The following is an 18,939-nucleotide window of genomic DNA, read 5'->3' on the forward strand; positions in this document are numbered from 1 at the left end:
ACGATCTGACCTGGACAGGTATTCCGCCCCCAGGGAGATGCGCGTGTTCTGGTTCTTGCTGCTGACGATGGTCGTGGTCGTGGCCGCGGTCACCCTGGCGGTGGTCGGTGGAGGCGGGAGCGCGGTGCTGCAGGAGGTCGAGCCCGAGCGGCTCACCGATCCGCTGCCCGCGAACCGGCCCGTCGGCCGCGCCGATGTCGAGGCCATGCGGCTGCCCATGGCGGTGCGTGGCTACCGCATGACGGACGTGGACGAGGCCCTCGGTAGACTGGGGGCCGAGCTCGCCGAGCGGGACGCCCACATCGCCGAGCTGGAGTCGGCGCTCGCCGGGGCCCAGGCGACCGCGGTGAACGGCCCGGACCTGTTCAAGCGGCCGGGCGAGGCCCCAGCCGCCGACGACGGACCGCAGGACGAGGAGTACGGGCGATGAGCGGCGCCGAGCCGGCCGCGGACGGGCGTCCGCGCTGCCCCTGGGGCCTGTCCACCGAGGACTACCTCGCCTACCACGACACCGAGTGGGGCCGTCCCGTCCACGGCGACGACGCCCTCTTCGAGCGGCTCTGCCTGGAGGCGTTCCAGTCGGGGCTGTCGTGGCTGACGATCCTGCGCCGCCGCGAGGGCTTCCGCAGCGCGTTCGCCGGATTCAAGATCTCCGCCGTGGCGGAGTTCACCGACGCCGACAAGGAGCGCCTCCTCGCCGACGCCGGGATCATCCGCAACCGCGCGAAGATCGACGCCACCCTCGCCAACGCCAAGGTGCTGGCCGGCTGGGGCGAGGGCGAGCTGGACGCCCTCATCTGGTCGTACGCACCCGACCCGGCCACCCGGCCGGCCCCCAGGGTCCTCGCCGACGTGCCGGCGGTCACCCCGGAGTCCACCGCGCTGGCCAAGGAGCTGAAGAAGCGGTCCATCCGCTTCGTCGGCCCCACGACCGCGTACGCCCTGATGCAGGCCTGCGGCCTCGTCGACGACCACCTGGCCGACTGCGTGGCCCGGGGCGGCGGCAGGTAGCCCCACGTGCCGGGCTACCTGCCGAGATACTTCGGCGGCTGCTTGGCGAGGAACGCCTCGACCGCGATCGTGTGGTCCTGCGACGCGCCCGCCTTCGTCTGGAGTTCGTCCTCCTTCTCCAGCGCCTCGGCGAGCGTGTGCCCGGCGCCGTAGGCCATGGACGCCTTCAGGGCCGCGTAGGCCACCGTCGGCCCGTCCGCCAGGGCGCGGGCCACCGCGTGCGCCTCCTTCGCCAGGTCGGCCGCGGGCACCACCTTGTTCACCAGACCCAGCTCGTACGCCTCCTGGGCGGAGATCGAGCGCGGGAAGAACAGCAGGTCGGCCGCGCGGCTCGGGCCGATCAGCCGGGGCAGGGTCCAGGAGACGCCCGAGTCGGCGGTCAGCGCGACACCCGCGAAGGACGTGTTGAAGGCGGCGGTGTCGGCGACCACGCGGTAGTCCGCGGCGAGCGCGAATCCGAAGCCGGCTCCCGCGGCGACCCCGTTGACCCCCGCGACGACGGGCTTCTCCATCTCGGTGAGGGCGCGGACGATGGGGTTGTAGTGCTCGCGCACTGTGCTCAGCGCGTTGCCGCCGTCCGACCCGCGGGCCTCGGAGAGCTTGGCGACGTGCTCCTTGAGGTCCTGGCCGACGCAGAAGGCGCGCCCGGTGGCGGTGAGCAGAACCGCGCGCACGGCGGGGTCGTCCGCGACCCTCAGAAGCGCGTCGCGGAGCGCGACCTTCGCGGCGGTGTTCATGGCGTTCATCGCGTCGGGGCGATTGATGGTGATCGTCGCGAGCCCGTCGCTCACGTCGGTGAGCACCGTGTCAGCCGTGTCGGCCATGTGCAGGGTCTCCTTGCGGTCCGGCGTCGTGCCTGTCCAGGCAAGCATGGCGGACTTCGGGCGGGCCGGACATGTGACCTGCGTCTAACGATTGGACTTCGGCTGGAGGCCGACGGTGGCGCAGTATCGCAGTTGGATCGCCGAATTGAGTGGTTTTGAGAGAGCGCGTTGCGCAAGCGATGCCGACCGATGTTGGTCATCGGGGTCCCTGATGCGGGATAATGCGGAGGAAGCATTGTGTTCGACGCCGGTGAGGCAGCGCCTGTCATGGGGCCGCCGGCTGCGATGAGCTGGTTTCAGGAAGGGGAACGAGCATGGCGGCCATGAAGCCGCGGACGGGCGACGGCCCGCTCGAGGTGACAAAGGAGGGGCGGGGCATCGTCATGCGCGTTCCGCTCGAAGGCGGCGGTCGGCTTGTCGTCGAGCTGACTCCGGACGAGGCCGATGCACTCGGTGACGCGCTGAAGAAGGTCGTCGGCTGAGGCGGAGGCGCCCACACTTCACCACTGCCCCGGCACGGACTCCGTGCCGGGGCAGTGGTGCGTCCGGGGGCCGGGGCGGGCGCGTGGGAGCCGGCAGCGGAGGCGGTCAGCCGCGGCGTACGGCGCACAGCAGGCCGTCGCCCACCGGCAGCAGCGTGGCCATGAGCTCCTGGCTCTCGCGCACGGCCCGCAGCAGTTCACGCAGGCGCAGCACCTCGGCCGGCTGCGCGGCCGAGTCGATCGTGCGGCCGTCGGCGAAGACGCCCTCGAAGCAGACCAGGCCGCCCGGCCGCAGCAGGCGCAACGATTCAGCGAGGCAGTCCAGGCTCTCCAGACGGTCGCCGTCGCAGAAGACGAGGTCGTACCCGCCGTCCGCGAGCCGTGGCAGTACGTCGAGGGCGCGCCCCGGGATGAAACGGGCGCGGTTCGTGGCGAAGCCCGCGGCGCGGAAGGCCTCCCGGGCGAACTGCTGGCGCTCGGGTTCCGGATCGACGGTGGTCAGCACGCCGTCCGGACGCATGCCCTGCAGCAGATAGATACCGGACACGCCGGTTCCGGTGCCGATCTCGGCCACGGCCTTGGCGTCCGCGGTGGCAGCGAGCAGGCGCAGTGCCGCGCCGGTGCCTGACGACACCGGGCGGAGCCCCGTCTCCTGGGCCCGGTCCCGGGCCCAGAGCAGAGCTTCTTCCTCGGCGACAAAGGCGTCGGCGAATGCCCAGCTCGTCTGCCGGTTGGCGGTAATGACCCTCTCCTGACCCCGTAGTTGGCGCAACGGTGACTGTATCCGCTGGACCCGGGAACCCGCAGATGGGACCAGGCGTTAGGAGGGGGCAGGGGAGAACACGCGGACCGGGCCCTGCGGCCTGGCCCGGAATGTGCCTCTTGCTCCCGGGGACACCGGGACACCAGCAGGTAAAAAGGCTTATCCGGAGCTAACGGGCGAGGTGGCTATGGTAGGGGCTCCACTGGACACCACCAGAGCCGATAGGGGAGGTGCGGCTGCGCCTGTGGATCGGAGAGGTGCGCTGCGGCGCTTTCTCAGGTCGGCGGGTGAGCCGAAATCCGTGACCGACATTGCTGACCGTTCTTCCAAGGATCCCGCACCGACCGCGACCTTCGCCTCCGATGCGGATTCACAGGCGTGGACCCCGCCCTCATGGGAAGAGATCGTCAGCACGCACAGCGCCCGGGTGTACCGCCTGGCCTACCGGCTGACGGGTAACCAGCACGACGCCGAGGACCTCACCCAGGAAGTCTTCGTCCGCGTCTTCCGGTCGCTGTCGACCTACACGCCCGGCACTTTCGAGGGCTGGCTGCACAGGATCACGACGAATCTCTTCCTGGACATGGTCCGCCGCAAGCAGCGGATCCGTTTCGACTCCCTCGGCGACGACGCGGCCGAGCGGCTGCCGAGCCGTGAGCCGTCCCCGCAGCAGGTCTTCAACGACACGCACTTCGACGCGGACGTCCAGCAGGCGCTGGACACCCTCGCGCCCGAATTCCGTGCGGCGGTCGTGCTCTGCGACATCGAGGGCCTCTCCTACGAGGAGATCGCCGCCACGCTCGGCGTCAAGCTCGGGACGGTGCGCAGCCGTATCCACCGTGGCCGCTCGCACCTGCGCAAGGCGCTCAAGCACCGTTCGCCCGAGGCCCGTGCCGAGCAGCGTTCCCTCGCGGACGCGGTCCTGGCAGGGGAGGGCGGCACGGCGTGAGCGGCACAGGTCCGACCCCCGCGGAGCAGCATCTGGGGGACCGGCTCGCCGCGCTCGTCGACGGTGAGCTCAAACACGACGCCCGGGAGCGGGTCCTGGCCCATCTGGCGACCTGCGCCAGGTGCAAGGCCGAGGCCGACGCCCAGCGGCGGCTGAAGAGCGCCTTCGCCACCTCCGCCGCCCCTTCGCCCTCCGAGGGCTTCCTCGCCCGTCTGCAGGGCCTCCCCGGGGGTCCCAGCGGCGGCGACGGCCCGGGCGACGGTCCGAACGGCCGCCGGCGCTTCGGGGACGGGATCTTCCCCGTGCTGCACCCCGGTGGGCCCGAGGAACAGACACGCTCCCCGCTGGACGGTTTCGGATACCTCCCCACCGCCCACGGCTCGACCGCCGTGCTGCCGGGCGGCGCGTCCGGTACCGGCTTCCGCATCCACGACGTGGCCAGGGAGTCCGACCGTTCCCCCTGGCGCGCCCGGCGCTTCGCCTTCGTCGCGGCCAGCGCGGTCTCGCTCGCGGCCATCGCACTGGGGGGTTCCCTCCCGCTCGACCACAGCCCCGAGTCACCGCTCAGCGCCGAGGGCGCGGGCAGCAACGCGACCCCGCTCGACGCCGAGGAGCGGTCCGGCACCGCCAGTGCGGCGGCCAGCCGCAGCGGTGGCGGCGCGCTCGCCGTCGGGGAGGGCCAGGACGTCCGGCCGAGCGCCGCGCCTTCCTCGTCCGCCCGGCCGGTGCCTGCCTCCGCACCCTCGCTGCTCAGTACCTCGGCCCTCACCGGGGGCACGTTCACCTTCCCCGTGCTGAACGTGGCCGTGCCGCCGCTGATACGCCCGACCGACGCCGGCCCGCTCTACTCGCCCGAGCTCGGCGCGGGTGCGGAGCCGAAGCCGTCGGCGCCGTCCGCGACGGCCTCCACCCCGATGCTGTACGACCGCGCGATGCCGCTCACCCCGCTCCGCTGACCAGGACCCTGCGCGCGGATTCGCAAACCTGGTTGAATTCCGGGAGGGACGCCTCTGTGAGGCGTGCAAGGGCCAGTTGCGGGGAGAGCATGGACGACGGGAAGCCCAGCGGGCCGAAGACGAAGTGGTGGAGCCGTCCCTCCACGGAACGGAACCGCCCGGCCGGGCCCGAGGACACGGTGACCGTCGCCGACGCGGGTGCGACCACGCCGCCCCCGCGCGGCGAGGCCGCCGTCGGGGAGCCACCGGCGCCCACGGCCGGAGAGCCGCTCACGGCCGCGGAGCCGCCCAAGGCCGCGGATGACGGCGACTTCACCCACGCACCGCCGGCCGCCCGGCCGCACACCCCCGCGCCGCCGGCCCCGGAACCGGCGGCGCCCCGGCCCACGGACACCGCGCCGGCAGCCGCCGGTCCGCCGCCGCACCGTACGGGGCCCCTGCACGCGCCCGACGAGTACAGCACCCCGCCGTACGGCGGCCCGGGGCCGTGGGCGCCCGCGCCGCCCGTGCAGCGCCCCGTGCCGACCCCGGCCCACGGGACGCCCGTACCGCCGCCGTACGCGGGGACGAACGGCCACGGTGTGGCCGCGCCCGCCCCCGTGCCCGCCGCGGCCGCTCAGGGGCACGCCGAGGGCTGGGCGCCCCCGCCCACGCCGCACACTGTTCCGCAGCAGCAGCAGCACACGGCGGCCCAGCCCGCTCCGCAGCCGCCCGCCCAGACCCAGCAGCCCTCGCAGTGGCTGCGGTACGACCCCTGGGGCGCGCCCCAGCAGCCGCTGAGCCACCCCGGCCCGGGGCAGGGGACGGACGTCCTGCCGCGTAAGGGCCGCCCGGGGTCACTCCTCGTCGGGGCCGCGCTGCTCGCCCTCGTGGCCGGTGGGATCGGCGGCGGCATCGGTGCCTACGTCGAGCGCAACGGCGGTCTGACCACGGTCGAACTGCCCCAGGCCGGCCGGGACAGCGGAGGCCGGGCGCCCGACAGCGTCGCCGGGATCGCCTCCAGCGCCCTGCCCAGCGTGGTCACCCTGCACGTCAGCGGCTCCGCCGAGTCCGGCACGGGCACCGGCTTCGTCCTCGACGACAAGGGCCACATCCTCACCAACAACCATGTGGTCGCCCCCGCGGGCTCCACCGGCGACATCACCGTCACGTTCAGCGGCGGGGAGAGCGCACCGGCCGAGATCGTCGGCAAGGACAGCGGCTACGACCTGGCCGTCGTCAAGGTGACCGGCGTCTCGGGCCTCAAGCCGCTGCCGCTCGGGAACTCCGACAACGTGCAGGTGGGCGACCCGGTGGTGGCCATCGGCGCACCCTTCGACCTGTCCAACACGGTCACCTCCGGCATCATCAGCGCCAAGCAGCGGCCCATCACCGCGGGCGGTGAGAAGGGCGACGGGACCGATGTCAGCTACGTCGACGCGCTGCAGACCGACGCCCCGATCAACCCGGGCAACTCCGGAGGCCCCCTGGTCGACACGGAGGCCCGGGTCATCGGCATCAACAGCGCCATCCGCGCCGCCGACAGCGGATCCGGTCTCGACGGCGCCCAGGCGGGCTCCATCGGCCTCGGGTTCGCGATACCGATCAACCAGGGCAAGCGGGTCGCCGAGGAGCTGATCAACACCGGCAAGGCCACCCACCCCGTGATCGGCGTCACGCTGGACATGGAGTTCACCGGCGACGGAGCCAAGGTCGGCGGCAAGGCGGCCGGCAGCGGCACGGCGGTGACCGAGGGGGGACCGGCCGACAAGGCGGGCATCAGGCCGGGCGACATCATCACCGAGGTGGAGGGCCAGCGCGTGCACAGCGGCGAGGAACTCATCGTCAAGATCCGCGCCCACCGGCCGGGTGACCGGCTCGGGCTCGTCCTGACCCGCGGTGGCAAAGACCTGTCCATGACTTTGACGCTGGGCTCGGCGAGCGGCACCTGACGGCCACCGGCAGGTACCGCACGGACAGCTTTGCCGGGTACCGTGGAGCGGTCCGGGCCCCCTGACCTGGCGGCGGAGACCACGCGGAGACCACGCAGAGAACACGAGGAGCAGCAAGGTGTTCAATGACATAGGCGCACTCGAGCTGCTGACGCTCGTGGTTCTCGCCGTGCTCGTATTCGGCCCGGAGAAGCTGCCGAAGGTCATCCAGGACGTCACGCGCACCATCCGCAAGATCCGTGAGTTCTCGGACAGCGCCAAGGAAGACATCCGCTCGGAGCTCGGACCTCAGTTCAAGGACTTCGAGTTCGAGGACCTCAACCCCAAGACGTTCGTCCGCAAGCAGCTCATGGACGGCAACGACGACCTGGGGCTCAAGGAGATCCGCGAGAGCTTCGACCTGCGCAAGGAGATGGCCGAGGTCACCGACGCGGTGAACGGCCGCGAGAGCGCCTCGTCCACCGGCACGGCCGCCGCCGCGGCGTCCGGCGCAGCCGCCGCGCCGGACCTCCTCAAGAAGTCCGCCCCGGACCTCCTCAAGAAGCCCGCGCAGCCGGCCGCGGACGAGCGCCCGCCTTTCGACGCAGACGCCACCTGAGACCCGTCAATCCCGACTCGTCCGGACGGTATGGCTATTCTCCATCTGTCCGGTTGCGAGTTTGCCCATGCCCACGGGGGGAGGGCCGCTCCGGATCAGTGGAAGATCGAGGAGGCGGCCGGGCAGATGGAGACGACGAGTCGGGTAGGGGCGGATGGTGCGCCCAGCGCAGTCACCGCAGAGGGGGTGCCGGCGACCCGGCGTACTGTCGACGGCTATCTCAAGGCTCCGTTCCCCTGGTACGGGCTGGACGAGGCCTTCACGGGCCCGCGCTGGCTGATGCACGTCACCGCCGCGGCGGACGACACGGTGCACCACGGGTCCACCGGACACGGTGAGGAGCCCGTCGTACGGGCGGACGCGGGGGCGGAGAAGGCACGTTTCGCGGTGGTCGTGACCGTGGGCAGCAGCCCCGTGCGGCACAGCGACGACGGTACGGGGGTCCTGGACGCCACCACGGTCTCTTCGGCGGCCTGGCTGGCGGGCTCAGGCCTGCTGGACTGCACCTGGCCCCCGCAGATGGACCACACCCTGCGTGGCGAATGGCTGAACCAGCAGACCGAGACCGCGTTCGAGCTCGCGGACGACCTGGGCCGGGAGCCCTGGTCGACGCTGTCCCTTCCGGTGGACGGCGTGCCGGTGGACTTCCACTACCGCGAGTCAGAGTTCGGCTGGGTGCTCGCGGGCTCCGCCCCCGAGGGGGTGCACATCGGCGCCTACGGACGCGGCATGAGCGCCTACGGCCTGGGATTCGCGGCGATCGGCGACATCGCCTCGTACGAGATCGAGGACGTACCCCGGGACGTGAACCCGAACGAGAACTGAGCGACACGCGAACGGGTGGGGGCGGCCTCTTGGAGAGGCCGCCCCCACCCGTTCGGCGCTCAGAACTTGTTGCGCGGGGTGAGCCCCAGCGACATGCCCGACAGGCCGCGCTGACGGCCGCTCAGCTTCTCCGCGATGGAGCGCAGCGCGGAGCCCGCAGGGGAGTCCGGGTCGGACAGGACGACGGGCTTGCCCTCGTCACCGCCCTCACGCAGCCGTACGTCGATGGGGATGGACCCGAGGACCGGCACCTCGGCGCCGACCGTCTTCGTCAGCCCGTCGGCGACCCGCTGTCCGCCGCCCGCACCGAACACGTCGACGATCTCGTCGCAGTGCGGGCACGGCATGCCCGACATGTTCTCGACGACACCGACGATCTTCTGGTGGGTCTGCACGGCGATGGAGCCGGCCCGCTCCGCCACCTCGGCGGCGGCCTGCTGCGGGGTCGTGACGACCAGGATCTCGGCGTTCGGGACGAGCTGCGCCACGGAGATCGCGATGTCACCGGTACCCGGCGGGAGGTCGAGCAGCAGGACGTCCAGGTCGCCCCAGTACACATCGGCGAGGAACTGCTGCAGCGCGCGGTGCAGCATCGGGCCGCGCCACACCACCGGGGCGTTGCCCGGGGTGAACATGCCGATGGAGATCACCTTCACGCCGTGCGAGGACGGCGGCATGATCATGTTCTCGACCTGGGTGGGCTTGCCGTCGGCGCCGAGCATCCGGGGCACGCTGTGCCCGTAGATGTCCGCGTCGACCACACCGACCTTCAGGCCGTCGGCCGCCATCGCGGCCGCGAGGTTCACCGTCACCGAGGACTTGCCGACGCCGCCCTTGCCGGACGCGACCGCGTAGACCCGGGTCAGCGAGCCGGGCTTGGCGAACGGCACCTCCCGCTCCGCCGTGCCGCCGCGCAGCGACGAGGCGAGCTCCTTGCGCTGCTCGTCGCTCATCACGTCGAGCGTGACCTCGACCCGCGACACGCCCTCGACGCGGGCCACCGCGTCGGTCACGTTCTTGGTGATCGTCTCGCGCATCGGGCAGCCGGAGACCGTGAGATACACGGTGACAGCGACTACACCGTCAGGATCGATCTCGACCGACTTCACCATGCCCAGCTCGGTGATCGGTCGGTGGATCTCCGGGTCGTTCACTGTCGCCAGTGCTTCGCGCACCGCGTCTTCCGTAGCCATACCGACGATGGTACGGCGCCGGGGGCTACGCGCGGGTAGCCCCTCAGCGGTCGCCTTCGTCACTCTCCGCCCGCGAGAGGATCCGGCGCTCCTCCATGTCCTTCACCATGGCCTCCAGCTCGGAGCGGATCCAGTCCCGGGTGGCGACCTCCCCGAGGCCCATCCGGAGCGCGGCGATCTCCCGGCTGAGGAATTCGGTGTCCGCGATGGACCGCTCGTTCTGCTTGCGGTCCTGCTCGTGGGTGACCCGGTCCCGGTCGTCCTGCCTGTTCTGCGCCAGAAGGATCAGCGGGGCCGCGTAGGAGGCCTGGAGGGAGAGCATCAGGGTCAGGAAGATGAACGGGTACTCGTCGAACCGCAGTTCCTGCGGGGCGAAGATGTTCCACACCACCCACAGGATGATGATCAGGGTCATCCAGACGATGAACCGTCCGGTGCCCAGGAACCGGGCGATGCGCTCGGAGAACCGGCCGAACGCCTCGGGGTCGTACTCGGGCAGCAGCCGGCGCCGCGGTGCCTTCGGCTGGTCGAGCCGGGGACGCGGCGGGCGCACGATGCCCGAGGCGCCCGTCGGCACGGCCCTCGCGCGGTCCTCAGCGGCCACCGGTGATCTCCTCCTCGCCCAGGAAGTCGGTCTCGCGCCAGTCCTCGGGGAGCAGGTGGTCCAGTACGTCGTCGACGGTCACCGCCCCCAGAAGCGAGCCGCTCTCGTCCACCACGGGCACCGAGACCATGTTGTACGCCGCCAGATAGCTGGTCACGGCGGGCAGCGGGGTGTCCGGCGCCAGGGGGACCAGATCGCTGTCGACGATCGAGCTGACCAGCGTGAACGGCGGATCCCGCAGCAGCCGCTGGAAGTGCACGGTGCCCAGGTACTTGCCGGTGGGGGTCTCGTCCGGCGACCGGCAGACGTACACCTGGGCGGCCAGCGCGGGGGAGAGGTCCTGCTGGCGGACCCTGGCCAGCGCGTCCGCGACCGTGGCGTCGGGCCGCAGGATGATCGGCTCGGTCGTCATCAGCCCGCCCGCGGTCCGCTCCTCGTACGACAGCAGACGCCGTACGTCGGCGGCGTCGTCCGGCCGCATCAGGGCGAGCAGCCGTTCCTTGTCCGCCTCCGGAAGCTCCGAGAGCAGGTCGGCCGCGTCGTCCGGGTCCATCGCCTCCAGGACGTCCGCGGCGCGGTCCTCCGCCAGCTTGCCCAGGATCTCCACCTGGTCGTCACCGGGGAGCTCCTCCAGGACGTCCGCGAGCCGCTCGTCGTCCAGGGCCGCGGCCACCTCGGCGCGGCGCTTGGGCGTCAGGTGGTGCAGGGCGTTGGCGACATCGGTGGGGCGCAGCCGCTCGAAGGTCGCCACCAGGCTCTCGGCGCCCTGCCCCTGCTCCTCCAGCGAGAAGCCGCTGATCGCCGACCACTCCACCGTCAGCGTCTCGCCCTTGCGGCGCAGCGCTCCGCCGCGTCCTTTGCGTACGAAGAACTTGTCGATCTCCCAGTCGCGGCGGGCCGGGAGCTGCTGGATGGCGACGTCGAGGACGGTCACCTCCTCGTCCGTCTCCTTGAGGCGCACCCGCCGGTCGAGGAACTCGCCGAGGACGAGTCGCTCGGTCGGGCGCTGTTCGAAGCGCCGCATGTTGACCACGCCCGTGGTGATGACCTGGCCCGACTCGACCCCCGTCACCCGGGTCATCGGCAGGAAGATGCGCCGCCGGCTCACGACCTCGACGACCATGCCGAGCAGCCGTGGCGGCTTGCCGCCCACCCGGAGCATCGCCACCAGGTCGCGGACCCGGCCGACCTGATCACCATTCGGGTCGAACACCGGTACGCCGGCGAGGTGTGAGACGAAAACCCTGGGAGTGACTGCCGCCATCCTGTGCGCCTCCCTCTGTCCCTCACGTCCTCCTTCGCCGTGATCAGGCTAGCCCGTACCGGTCCGTGACGCCCTGGCGGGCCGTCCGTACGGCGCTCTGCCGAATGGCGTACGCGGCACGGGTACGCTGCCGTCTGCCACCCCCCGACACACAGATGAGAGGCAGTGCGCCGTGACCTCTTCCGCCCCGGCCGTCCGTGCCCACCGCCGGACCGCTCTCGCCGTGGTGCTCTGCGCGGGGCTGACCGTCGCCCTCACGGCCTGCGCGGGAGAGGACCCGGACAAGGGGACGAACGGCGTCGGCAAGCTGACGGCCGCGCAGATCGAGAAGAAGGCGCTCGCCGCAGCCGACGCCGCGAAGGCGGTGCGGCTGACGGGCAAGCTGGTCAGCAAGGGCGGGACGTACAGCCTGAACATGCAGCTCAGCGGCGCGGGCGGCACGGGATCGGTCACGTCGAAGAAGAACACCTTCGCGCTGCTTCGCATCGGTGACGAGCTCTTCCTGAAGGCCGACGCGGGCTTCTGGAAGGACGAGAAGGCCGACGACCGGAGCGACCAGGCCGCCGACAAACTCGGCGGCAAGTACGTGAAGGTGCCCGAGGACGACCCCACCTATCAGCAGCTGCGCGGTTTCACCGAGAAGAAGACGCTGCTCGACGGGATGCTGGCCCTCCACGGAAAGGTCAACAAGGGAGACCGGGGCACGGTCGGCGGGGTGCGCACCGTGCAGATCATGGGCGGAAAGGGTGAGGGCGGCGCACTGGACGTCTCCCTCAAGGGCACTCCGTATCCCCTGCGCGTGGCGCGTGGCGGCGGCGGTGGCACCGTCGCCCTCGCCGACTGGGGCAAGGCCTTCTCCCTGGAGGCGCCGGCCGAGGACGACACCGTCGACTACGGCGGCGAGCTGCCCAGGTCCTCCGGCTGACGCAGGCCGACGCAGGCCGATGGAGGCCGACGCAGGCCGAGCAGGCCGACAGAGGCTTACGCGGCCGGGTCAGCGCTTCAGCAGCAGCCGGGGGAGCGCGGCGGGCGCCGTGTGCCGCGTGGTCGCCGCGGTCGGCAGCGGTGCGGCGGCCAGCGAACCGTCCGGCAGGTCCGAGCGCGTGTCGCCGGGCGTCAGCCGGAGGACCCGGCACTCACGCGCCCAGCGCTCCGTCAGCTGTTCGGCGTCCGGGGCGTTCAGCCGCTTGCCCTTGAGCTCGCCGACCGCCGCCTCCCACTCCTCGGAGTGCGGCTCCAGCACCGCGACGGCTGCGGTCCAGGCCACGAGCCTGCCGCCCTTGTCCTTGCTGCGTACGGTCACCTCGGCGGCCCCACCGGTGTCCAGCCCGGCGGGGAGCGGCTGCTCCCCGGGGCCGTCGCCGACGAGCACGGCCGCACCCTCGTGCCACACGTGCCACAGCGCCCGGGACGGACCGGTGCCCCGCACCCAGATGAGGCCGGACTTCTTGGTGGCCTCCTCGACGAGAGCCCGGGCAAGCAACACGTCAGCAGCAGTCATGGGCTGAACTGTATTAGAGCCAGCCGTTGCGCTTGAGGGTGCGGTGGATGGAGAAGCAGACGACGCCGATGAGCGCGAGGACCATCGGATAGCCGTACGTCCACCGGAGTTCGGGCATGTGCTTGAAGTTCATGCCGTACACCCCGCAGATCATCGTGGGTACGGCGATGATCGCCGCCCAGGAGGTGATCTTGCGCATGTCCTCGTTCTGCGTGACGGTCGCCTGCGCCAGGTTGGCCTGGAGGATCGAGTTGAGCAGCTCGTCGAAGCCGATGACCTCCTCGTGCACCCGGGCCAGGTGGTCGGCCACGTCCCGGAAGTACTTCTGGATGTCGGGGTCGATCAGCCGCATGGGGCGCTCGCTCAGCAGTTGCATCGGCCGCAGCAGCGGTGACACGGCGCGCTTGAACTCCAGCACCTCGCGCTTCAGCTGGTAGATCCGGCCCGCGTCCGAGCCGCGCGGACCACCCTTGGCCGGGGTGGAGAAGACGTCGATCTCCACCTCGTCGATGTCGTCCTGCACCGAGGCCGCCACCGCGATGTAGCCGTCGACGACATGGTCGGCGATGGAGTGGAGCACGGCGGAGGGGCCCTTGGAGAGCAGCTCCGGATCCTCCTGGAGACGGTGGCGCAGGGCGCGCAGCGAACCCTGCCCGCCGTGCCGGACGGTGATCACGAAGTCCCGTCCGGTGAAGCACATCACCTCACCGGTCTCGACGACCTCGCTGGTCGCGGTCAGCTCGGCGTGCTCGACGTAGTGGATCGTCTTGAAGACGGTGAACAGCGTGTCGTCGTACCGCTCCAGCTTGGGCCGCTGGTGGGCGTGGACCGCGTCCTCCACGGCGAGCGGGTGGAGGCCGAACTCCCGGGCGATACCGGCGAATTCCTCCTCGGTCGGCTCGTGCAGGCCGATCCAGGCGAAGCCGCCCTCCTCCCGCACGCGCAGCATCGCCTCACGCGGCGTCAGGCAGGAGGCCTCGGTGAGCCGGCGCCCGTCCCGGTAGACCGCGCAGTCGACGACGGCGCTGGAGGCGGACGGGTCCCGGGTGGTGTCGTAGCTGTTGTACGGGGTGTTGCTCTTGCGCAGGGACGGGCGCACGGCGGCGCGCAGGTCACGGATCATCGACATGGCTGGCTCCTCTTCACGGAGGGCCGTCGGGTGGGCACGTGGAACAGCCCGGAATGGGGACGTGCGCTCACGTCCGCAAAGCGGGCGGCACCGCGCGGGGCACGATGACGGCGTTCGCTACAGACAGGCAAAAACGCGGGGCTCTTCCGGTGCGCGAACTACCGTGGTGACGGCCGGGAAGGGCGTCAGATCACAGAAGGAAGGCGTCGTGCGGAAGGGCGGTTGGTACTGCACGGTCGACTTGGATCCACCGCAGCCCCACCTCCTCCGGCCGGTCCCCCGTGGGGGATCACGTGTTGTCAGGACTGAGAGCGACGCTTCTGCGTGCTGTCCCGACCGACGCCTCAGGCTATCAGCCAGGTGAGGAGCCAATCCCTTCCTTTGCCCGTTCGGGACGCGTTCTATGCTCGCGGCATGGGAGAAATTCTTGATCTGGTCGAGGCCCGGCTCCGTACGGCGCTGGGGGAGCCGGACGCACGCGCCGATGTGACGTTCCTCGGCACGGACCGCATCGAGGTGCTCCGCTTCATCGACGGGGACGTGGTGCGCTACGCCACACTCGGCATGTCCGCGCAGCCGATGGCCGATCCGACCTCGCCGCTGGCGGACCCGGTGAAGGGCCCGCGCGCCGAACTGGTCCTGTCCGTACGGGTGGGGCTCGCCGACACCGACCAGGTGCTGCGGCCCCTCGCGGTGCTGGCGGCCTCCCCGCAGGTCGAGGGCCTGATCGTGGCCCCGGGGGCCTCGCTGGACCTGGGGCAGCCGCTGTGGACCGGGGCGCCGTTCAGCTCCGTCCTGGTCGCCGAGCCGGGCGGCCTGGTCGAGGACCTGGAGCTGGACGACCCGATGGACCCGGTGCGCTTCCTGCCGCTGCTGCCGATGACGCACAACGAGGCGGCCTGGAAGCGGGTCCGGGGCGCGCAGGAGCTCCAGGAGCGCTGGCTCTCGCAGGGGACCGACCTCCGGGACCCGCTGCGGGCGTCCGTACCGCTGGACTGACGCGCCGGACAGGCAGAAGCCCCGCCGCGCGGCCAGGAGGGGAACCGCGGGCGGGGCCGGACCGGTGGGAGGGTCCCGTCAGCTCGGTCGTCAGCCGGCTCAGTCGGCGAAGACGGTGACGCCGTCCTCCGTGGCGTGCCGCGGCTCCAGCTCCTCCGCCTCGTGCGTCAACGCGGCGCGCCGGACCCAGACGACCGCCGCGCCGACGAGGGCCGCGACGGCGGCGACGACGAACGGCGTGTGGATGTCGCTCCACTCCTCGATCTTCGGGGCGAGGTAGGGCGCGGCCGCCGCGGCGAACCAGCGGACGAAGTTGTAGCCGGCGCTCGCCACCGGGCGCGGCGCGTCCGAGACGCCGAGGGCCAGTTCGGTGTAGACGGTGTTGTTCATGCCGATGAAGGCGCCGGAGACGATGGTGCAGACGATGGCCGTCGTGTGGTTGCCGTACCCGAGGACCACCAGGTCCACGGCGAGCAGCACCAGGGAGCCGCCGACCACCTTCAGCGAGCCGAAGCACCGCTGCAGGCGCGGGGCGACGAGCACCGAGAAGACGGCGAGCAGCAGGCCCCAGGCGAAGAACACCGCGCCCGACCTGTACGGCGACATGTCCAGCACGAACGGCGTGAAGGCCAGGATCGTGAAGAACGCGTAGTTGTAGAAGAACGCCGAGGTGGCGACCGAGGCGAGTCCGCCGTGGCCGAGCGCCTTGACCGGGTCGAGCAGCGAGGTCTTACGGGCCGGCCTGGGCTGCTCCTTGAGGAACGCGGTGATGCAGAGGAAGCCGATGGCCATCAGGGCGGCGGTGCCGAAGAACGGGTAGCGCCAGCTGGCGTCGCCGAGCAGGGCGCCGACCAGCGGCCCGCACGCCATGCCGAGGCCGAGCGCCGACTCGTACAGCAGGATCGCGGCCGCGCTGCCGCCCGCGGCGGCGCCGACGATCACCGCGAGGGCGGTCGACACGAACAGGGCGTTGCCCAGGCCCCAGCCCGCCCGGAAGCCGACGAGTTCGGCGACGGACGAGGAGGTGCCGGAGAGCGCGGCGAAGACGACGACCAGTGCCAGGCCGGCGAGCAGGGTCTTGCGTCCGCCGATGCGGCTGGAGACGAAGCCGGTCACGAGCATCGCGACGGCGGTGATCAGGAAGTACGAGGTGAACAGCAGGGAGACCTGACTGGGTGTGGCCTCGAGTCCCTTGGCGATGGACGGCAGGATCGGGTCCACCAGACCGATCCCCATGAAGGCCACGACCGAGGCGCCCGCCGTGGCCCAGACGGCCTTCGGCTGACGCAGGATGCTGGTCGCTCCCTCGTCGAACGGATCCTCTGCCGGCATGGGTTCTCTCGCTCTCCACTAGACCGTTGCGTTATACACAGAATAAGTTAGACGCTCTAATAAGTGCAACCCACATCTATCTCTCCCGGTCGGAGCCGCGCTGCGGACGGGTGATCGTCCTTGACGCGGCGACGACCGGAGAGGACCGTTGGGCGTTATGAGGGGCGAACCCAGTTGCCCGAAGTGCGGTGGCCGGGTCAGGGCGCCCGGCCTTTTCGCCGATGCCTGGCAGTGTTCCGCGCACGGCCAGGTGCACCCGATGCAGCCGGTGGTCCCGCCCAGTGTCGAGGCGCTGGGCGTGGTGGTGCACCGGGCCCAGGTGCCGGTGTGGATGCCCTGGCCGCTCCCGGTGGGCTGGCTGTTCACGGGCGCGGCGTACGCGGGCGACGACCGCAGCGGTGGCCGGGCCACCGCCGTCGTGTGCTCGGGCCCCGGTCCGCTCGGCGGCATGGGGGAGCTGCTCCTCGTCGCCGAGGAGCTCGGCGTGGGACTCGGCGCGCGCTACGCCGGCATCGACGGCCTCGACCCCGGTTCCGGCCTGGCGATCGACGCGGCACCGGACGCCAAGGTGCTCGCCGCGGGACGCCCCACCCCGCTCTGGCACGTCAAGAACGCCCCCGCCGACCGCGCGGTCTTCGCGGGCGAGGCGCGTGGCCTCTGGCTCTGGGCGATCGTCTGGCCCGAGCAGTCCGGGCTCCTGATGTACGACGAACTGGTGCTGACCGACCTCCGTGACGCGGGCGGTGAAGTGGACCTCCTGCCCTGCGGGGCGCTCACGCCCCGGCTGCTCACCCGGCCCTGACCTCGCTCGGGAGGGGGCCGGACGGGTGGCGCCCGGCGGTTATCCTTGAGCGTCCCCTGTCCGCCCGCCAGCTCTGGAGTACGCGTCGTGCGCATCGATCTGCACACCCACTCCACCGCTTCGGACGGCACGGACACCCCCGCCGAGCTGGTGGCCAACGCCGCCGCCGCGGGACTCGACGTCGTCGCCCTCACCGACCACGACACGGTCGGCGGCCACGCGGAGGCGACCGCCGCTCTCCCCGAGGGCCTCACCCTCGTCACCGGTGCCGAGCTCTCCTGCCGCGTCGACGGCGTCAGCCTGCACATGCTGGCCTACCTCTTCGACCCGTCCGAGCCCGAACTGGCCCGTGAGCGCGAGCTCGTCCGGGACGACCGGGTGCCGCGGGCGCAGGCGATGGTGCGCCGGCTCCAGGAGCTGGACGTCCCGATCACCTGGGAGCAGGTCGCGCGGATCGCCGGGGACGGCTCGGTCGGCCGCCCGCACGTCGCGACCGCGCTCGTGGAGCTCGGTGTCGTCGACACCGTCTCCGACGCCTTCACCTCGGCCTGGCTGGGCAACGGCGGGCGCGCGTACGCCGACAAGCACGAGCTCGACCCGTTCGACGCGATCCGGCTGGTCAAGGCCGCGGGCGGCGTCACCGTCTTCGCCCACCCGCTCGCCGTCAAGCGCGGCGCCGTGGTCCCGGAGACCGTGATCGCGCGGCTCGCCGCCGCCGGCCTCGACGGCATCGAGGTCGACCACATGGACCACGACGAGCCCACCAGGGCCCGGCTGCGGGGGCTCGCCGCCGAGCTGGGGCTGCTGCCCACCGGGTCCAGCGACTACCACGGCTCCCGCAAGACCGTCCGGCTCGGGGAGTACACCACCGACCCCGAGATCTACGGCGAGATCACCCGGCGCGCCACGGGGGCCTTCCCCGTGCCGGGCGCCGGTGGACCCGTCCCGGCGTAACGGGACCCCTCCCGGCTTCCTCTCCGTCGTACCCCCTGTGCGCGCGGGCGTCCTCAAGACGTGCCGGCGCGCACCTCCTCCTGTTCGGCCCGCTCTTCTCTCGCAAGGCTCACCGTGTTCGACATCGCTGTCTTCGGATCCCTTTTTCTCACCCTTTTTGTGATTATGGATCCGCCCGGAATCACCCCGATCTTCCTGGCCCTCACCGCGGGCCGCCCCGCCAAGGTGCAGCGCAGGATGGCACTTCAGGCCGTCGCCGTCGCGTTCGGTGTGATCGCCGTCTTCGGCCTGCTGGGTCAGCAGATCCTCGACTACCTGCACGTCTCCGTCCCCGCGCTGATGATCGCGGGCGGACTCCTCCTGCTGCTCATCGCGCTCGACCTGCTCACCGGCAAGACGGACGAGCCGACGCAGACCAAGGACGTCAACGTCGCCCTCGTGCCGCTCGGCATGCCGCTGCTCGCCGGACCCGGTGCGATCGTCTCCGTGATCCTCGCGGTGCAGCACGCCGACAGCGTGGGCAGCCAGATCTCGGTCTGGACGGCGATCCTCGCCATGCACGTCGTGCTCTGGCTGACCATGCGCTACTCGCTGCTGATCATCCGCGTGATCAAGGACGGCGGCGTCGTGCTGGTCACCAGGCTCGCCGGAATGATGCTGTCCGCCATCGCCGTACAGCAGATCATCAACGGCGTCACCCAGGTCATCCAGAACGCCTGACCCGGCCCCGGACGCAACAGCGCCCCCGCACGGGCCTTCCGTGCGGGGGCGCTTCGTCTCTTCAGCTCGTCATCCGCTCGAAACCAGCGACGCCAAGCAATG

General features: G+C 71.4%; 21 protein-coding genes. 13 read left to right on the plus strand and 8 right to left on the minus strand.

Annotation, left to right across the window (positions count from 1 at the left end):
* The first annotated feature begins 37 nt into the window (after nucleotides 1-37).
* Together ACIRD8_RS15940 and ACIRD8_RS15945 are read left to right on the plus strand one after the other, a co-directional pair.
* Nucleotides 38-430 carry a DivIVA domain-containing protein gene (locus tag ACIRD8_RS15940; protein ID WP_403991822.1) on the plus strand — a complete coding sequence of 131 codons (393 nt, stop codon included), beginning with the start codon at nucleotides 38-40 and terminating at the stop codon, nucleotides 428-430.
* On the plus strand, nucleotides 427-1,011 hold the full coding sequence (locus ACIRD8_RS15945) for a DNA-3-methyladenine glycosylase I (protein WP_403990948.1): 585 nt from the start codon (nucleotides 427-429) through the stop codon (nucleotides 1,009-1,011). Before ACIRD8_RS15940 ends, ACIRD8_RS15945 begins: the two co-directional genes overlap by 4 nt.
* Nucleotides 1,012-1,025: 14 nt before the next feature.
* On the opposite strand, the gene ACIRD8_RS15950 is transcribed toward ACIRD8_RS15945, so the two are convergent.
* Nucleotides 1,026-1,835, minus strand: coding sequence for an enoyl-CoA hydratase/isomerase family protein (locus ACIRD8_RS15950; RefSeq protein ID WP_403990951.1), 810 nt, complete (start codon nucleotides 1,833-1,835; stop codon nucleotides 1,026-1,028).
* 314 nt (nucleotides 1,836-2,149) lie between these two features.
* Between ACIRD8_RS15950 and ACIRD8_RS15955 the strand changes: the two genes are divergently transcribed.
* A complete protein-coding gene (locus ACIRD8_RS15955; RefSeq protein ID WP_003966491.1) occupies nucleotides 2,150-2,317 on the plus strand; it encodes a DUF3117 domain-containing protein in 168 nt (55 codons plus the stop codon).
* Nucleotides 2,318-2,423: 106 nt separating this feature from the next.
* Here the strand turns inward: ACIRD8_RS15955 and ACIRD8_RS15960 are convergent, their stop codons facing one another.
* Complete coding sequence (locus ACIRD8_RS15960) at nucleotides 2,424-3,089, minus strand: O-methyltransferase (protein ID WP_078850520.1); 666 nt, start codon at nucleotides 3,087-3,089, stop codon at nucleotides 2,424-2,426.
* 178 nt (nucleotides 3,090-3,267) lie between these two features.
* On the opposite strand from ACIRD8_RS15960, the gene sigE reads away from it, so the two are divergent.
* The 5 genes from sigE (at nucleotide 3,268) to ACIRD8_RS15985 (ending at nucleotide 8,339) form a co-directional block, all read left to right on the plus strand.
* Nucleotides 3,268-4,029, plus strand: a complete 762-nt coding sequence (sigE, locus tag ACIRD8_RS15965) for an RNA polymerase sigma factor SigE (RefSeq protein WP_403990954.1) — start codon at nucleotides 3,268-3,270, stop codon at nucleotides 4,027-4,029.
* Nucleotides 4,026-4,985 carry an anti-sigma factor family protein gene (locus ACIRD8_RS15970; RefSeq protein WP_403990957.1) on the plus strand — a complete coding sequence of 320 codons (960 nt, stop codon included), beginning with the start codon at nucleotides 4,026-4,028 and terminating at the stop codon, nucleotides 4,983-4,985. The genes sigE and ACIRD8_RS15970 overlap by 4 nt, the downstream gene beginning before the upstream one ends.
* Nucleotides 4,986-5,074: 89 nt before the next feature.
* Nucleotides 5,075-6,916: a trypsin-like peptidase domain-containing protein gene (locus tag ACIRD8_RS15975; protein ID WP_403990959.1), complete on the plus strand. Its 1,842-nt coding sequence runs from the start codon at nucleotides 5,075-5,077 to the stop codon at nucleotides 6,914-6,916.
* 118 nt (nucleotides 6,917-7,034) lie between these two features.
* Nucleotides 7,035-7,514 carry a sec-independent translocase gene (locus ACIRD8_RS15980; RefSeq protein ID WP_403990962.1) on the plus strand — a complete coding sequence of 160 codons (480 nt, stop codon included), beginning with the start codon at nucleotides 7,035-7,037 and terminating at the stop codon, nucleotides 7,512-7,514.
* Between the two features lie 126 nt (nucleotides 7,515-7,640).
* On the plus strand, nucleotides 7,641-8,339 hold the full coding sequence (locus tag ACIRD8_RS15985) for a hypothetical protein (RefSeq protein ID WP_403990965.1): 699 nt from the start codon (nucleotides 7,641-7,643) through the stop codon (nucleotides 8,337-8,339).
* A gap of 59 nt (nucleotides 8,340-8,398) precedes the next feature.
* Here the strand turns inward: ACIRD8_RS15985 and ACIRD8_RS15990 are convergent, their stop codons facing one another.
* The 3 genes from ACIRD8_RS15990 to ACIRD8_RS16000 are packed head-to-tail and all read right to left on the minus strand — an operon-like array spanning nucleotide 8,399 to nucleotide 11,400.
* Nucleotides 8,399-9,532 carry an Mrp/NBP35 family ATP-binding protein gene (locus tag ACIRD8_RS15990; protein WP_403990967.1) on the minus strand — a complete coding sequence of 378 codons (1,134 nt, stop codon included), beginning with the start codon at nucleotides 9,530-9,532 and terminating at the stop codon, nucleotides 8,399-8,401.
* A gap of 43 nt (nucleotides 9,533-9,575) precedes the next feature.
* Nucleotides 9,576-10,136, minus strand: coding sequence for a DUF1003 domain-containing protein (locus ACIRD8_RS15995; protein ID WP_403990970.1), 561 nt, complete (start codon nucleotides 10,134-10,136; stop codon nucleotides 9,576-9,578).
* Entirely contained in the window at nucleotides 10,126-11,400 is a 1,275-nt protein-coding gene (locus ACIRD8_RS16000; protein WP_403990973.1) for a magnesium transporter MgtE N-terminal domain-containing protein, read from the minus strand. The genes ACIRD8_RS15995 and ACIRD8_RS16000 overlap by 11 nt, the downstream gene beginning before the upstream one ends.
* Nucleotides 11,401-11,572: 172 nt before the next feature.
* On the opposite strand from ACIRD8_RS16000, the gene ACIRD8_RS16005 reads away from it, so the two are divergent.
* Nucleotides 11,573-12,325 (plus strand): hypothetical protein, encoded by a 753-nt coding sequence (locus ACIRD8_RS16005; protein WP_403990975.1) that lies wholly within the window; start codon nucleotides 11,573-11,575, stop codon nucleotides 12,323-12,325.
* 69 nt (nucleotides 12,326-12,394) lie between these two features.
* On the opposite strand, the gene ACIRD8_RS16010 is transcribed toward ACIRD8_RS16005, so the two are convergent.
* Nucleotides 12,395-12,901 (minus strand): hypothetical protein, encoded by a 507-nt coding sequence (locus tag ACIRD8_RS16010; RefSeq protein WP_403990978.1) that lies wholly within the window; start codon nucleotides 12,899-12,901, stop codon nucleotides 12,395-12,397.
* A gap of 13 nt (nucleotides 12,902-12,914) precedes the next feature.
* Entirely contained in the window at nucleotides 12,915-14,030 is a 1,116-nt protein-coding gene (locus ACIRD8_RS16015) for a magnesium and cobalt transport protein CorA (protein WP_099174624.1), read from the minus strand.
* A gap of 414 nt (nucleotides 14,031-14,444) precedes the next feature.
* Between ACIRD8_RS16015 and ACIRD8_RS16020 the strand changes: the two genes are divergently transcribed.
* Complete coding sequence (locus tag ACIRD8_RS16020) at nucleotides 14,445-15,029, plus strand: suppressor of fused domain protein (protein ID WP_393382982.1); 585 nt, start codon at nucleotides 14,445-14,447, stop codon at nucleotides 15,027-15,029.
* Between the two features lie 99 nt (nucleotides 15,030-15,128).
* On the opposite strand, the gene ACIRD8_RS16025 is transcribed toward ACIRD8_RS16020, so the two are convergent.
* Nucleotides 15,129-16,361: an MFS transporter gene (locus ACIRD8_RS16025; protein WP_403990982.1), complete on the minus strand. Its 1,233-nt coding sequence runs from the start codon at nucleotides 16,359-16,361 to the stop codon at nucleotides 15,129-15,131.
* Nucleotides 16,362-16,518: 157 nt separating this feature from the next.
* On the opposite strand from ACIRD8_RS16025, the gene ACIRD8_RS16030 reads away from it, so the two are divergent.
* The 3 genes from ACIRD8_RS16030 to ACIRD8_RS16040 all read left to right on the plus strand — a co-directional run bounded on the left by ACIRD8_RS16030 (nucleotide 16,519) and on the right by ACIRD8_RS16040 (nucleotide 18,837).
* Nucleotides 16,519-17,163 (plus strand): DUF6758 family protein, encoded by a 645-nt coding sequence (locus tag ACIRD8_RS16030; protein WP_403990985.1) that lies wholly within the window; start codon nucleotides 16,519-16,521, stop codon nucleotides 17,161-17,163.
* Between the two features lie 87 nt (nucleotides 17,164-17,250).
* Complete coding sequence (locus tag ACIRD8_RS16035) at nucleotides 17,251-18,117, plus strand: PHP domain-containing protein (RefSeq protein WP_403990988.1); 867 nt, start codon at nucleotides 17,251-17,253, stop codon at nucleotides 18,115-18,117.
* A gap of 114 nt (nucleotides 18,118-18,231) precedes the next feature.
* On the plus strand, nucleotides 18,232-18,837 hold the full coding sequence (locus ACIRD8_RS16040) for a MarC family protein (protein WP_403990991.1): 606 nt from the start codon (nucleotides 18,232-18,234) through the stop codon (nucleotides 18,835-18,837).
* The last annotated feature ends 102 nt before the right edge of the window (nucleotides 18,838-18,939 follow it).

Origin of the sequence: Streptomyces sp. NPDC102451 (assembly GCF_044765485.1) — a bacterium.
Lineage (GTDB): Bacteria > Actinomycetota > Actinomycetes > Streptomycetales > Streptomycetaceae > Streptomyces.

Coding starts and splice junctions, on each gene's coding strand:
- sigE (WP_403990954.1), top strand. CDS start 3,268: ATGGTAGGGGCTCCACTGGACACCACCAGAGCCGATAGGGGAGGTGCG.
- ACIRD8_RS16030 (WP_403990985.1), top strand. CDS start 16,519: ATGAGGGGCGAACCCAGTTGCCCGAAGTGCGGTGGCCGGGTCAGGGCG.
- ACIRD8_RS16020 (WP_393382982.1), top strand. CDS start 14,445: ATGGGAGAAATTCTTGATCTGGTCGAGGCCCGGCTCCGTACGGCGCTG.
- ACIRD8_RS15990 (WP_403990967.1), bottom strand. CDS start 9,532: ATGGCTACGGAAGACGCGGTGCGCGAAGCACTGGCGACAGTGAACGAC.
- ACIRD8_RS16000 (WP_403990973.1), bottom strand. CDS start 11,400: ATGGCGGCAGTCACTCCCAGGGTTTTCGTCTCACACCTCGCCGGCGTA.
- ACIRD8_RS15945 (WP_403990948.1), top strand. CDS start 427: ATGAGCGGCGCCGAGCCGGCCGCGGACGGGCGTCCGCGCTGCCCCTGG.
- ACIRD8_RS16010 (WP_403990978.1), bottom strand. CDS start 12,901: ATGACTGCTGCTGACGTGTTGCTTGCCCGGGCTCTCGTCGAGGAGGCC.
- ACIRD8_RS15940 (WP_403991822.1), top strand. CDS start 38: ATGCGCGTGTTCTGGTTCTTGCTGCTGACGATGGTCGTGGTCGTGGCC.
- ACIRD8_RS15975 (WP_403990959.1), top strand. CDS start 5,075: ATGGACGACGGGAAGCCCAGCGGGCCGAAGACGAAGTGGTGGAGCCGT.
- ACIRD8_RS16015 (WP_099174624.1), bottom strand. CDS start 14,030: ATGTCGATGATCCGTGACCTGCGCGCCGCCGTGCGCCCGTCCCTGCGC.
- ACIRD8_RS16025 (WP_403990982.1), bottom strand. CDS start 16,361: ATGCCGGCAGAGGATCCGTTCGACGAGGGAGCGACCAGCATCCTGCGT.
- ACIRD8_RS15955 (WP_003966491.1), top strand. CDS start 2,150: ATGGCGGCCATGAAGCCGCGGACGGGCGACGGCCCGCTCGAGGTGACA.
- ACIRD8_RS15985 (WP_403990965.1), top strand. CDS start 7,641: ATGGAGACGACGAGTCGGGTAGGGGCGGATGGTGCGCCCAGCGCAGTC.
- ACIRD8_RS15950 (WP_403990951.1), bottom strand. CDS start 1,835: ATGGCCGACACGGCTGACACGGTGCTCACCGACGTGAGCGACGGGCTC.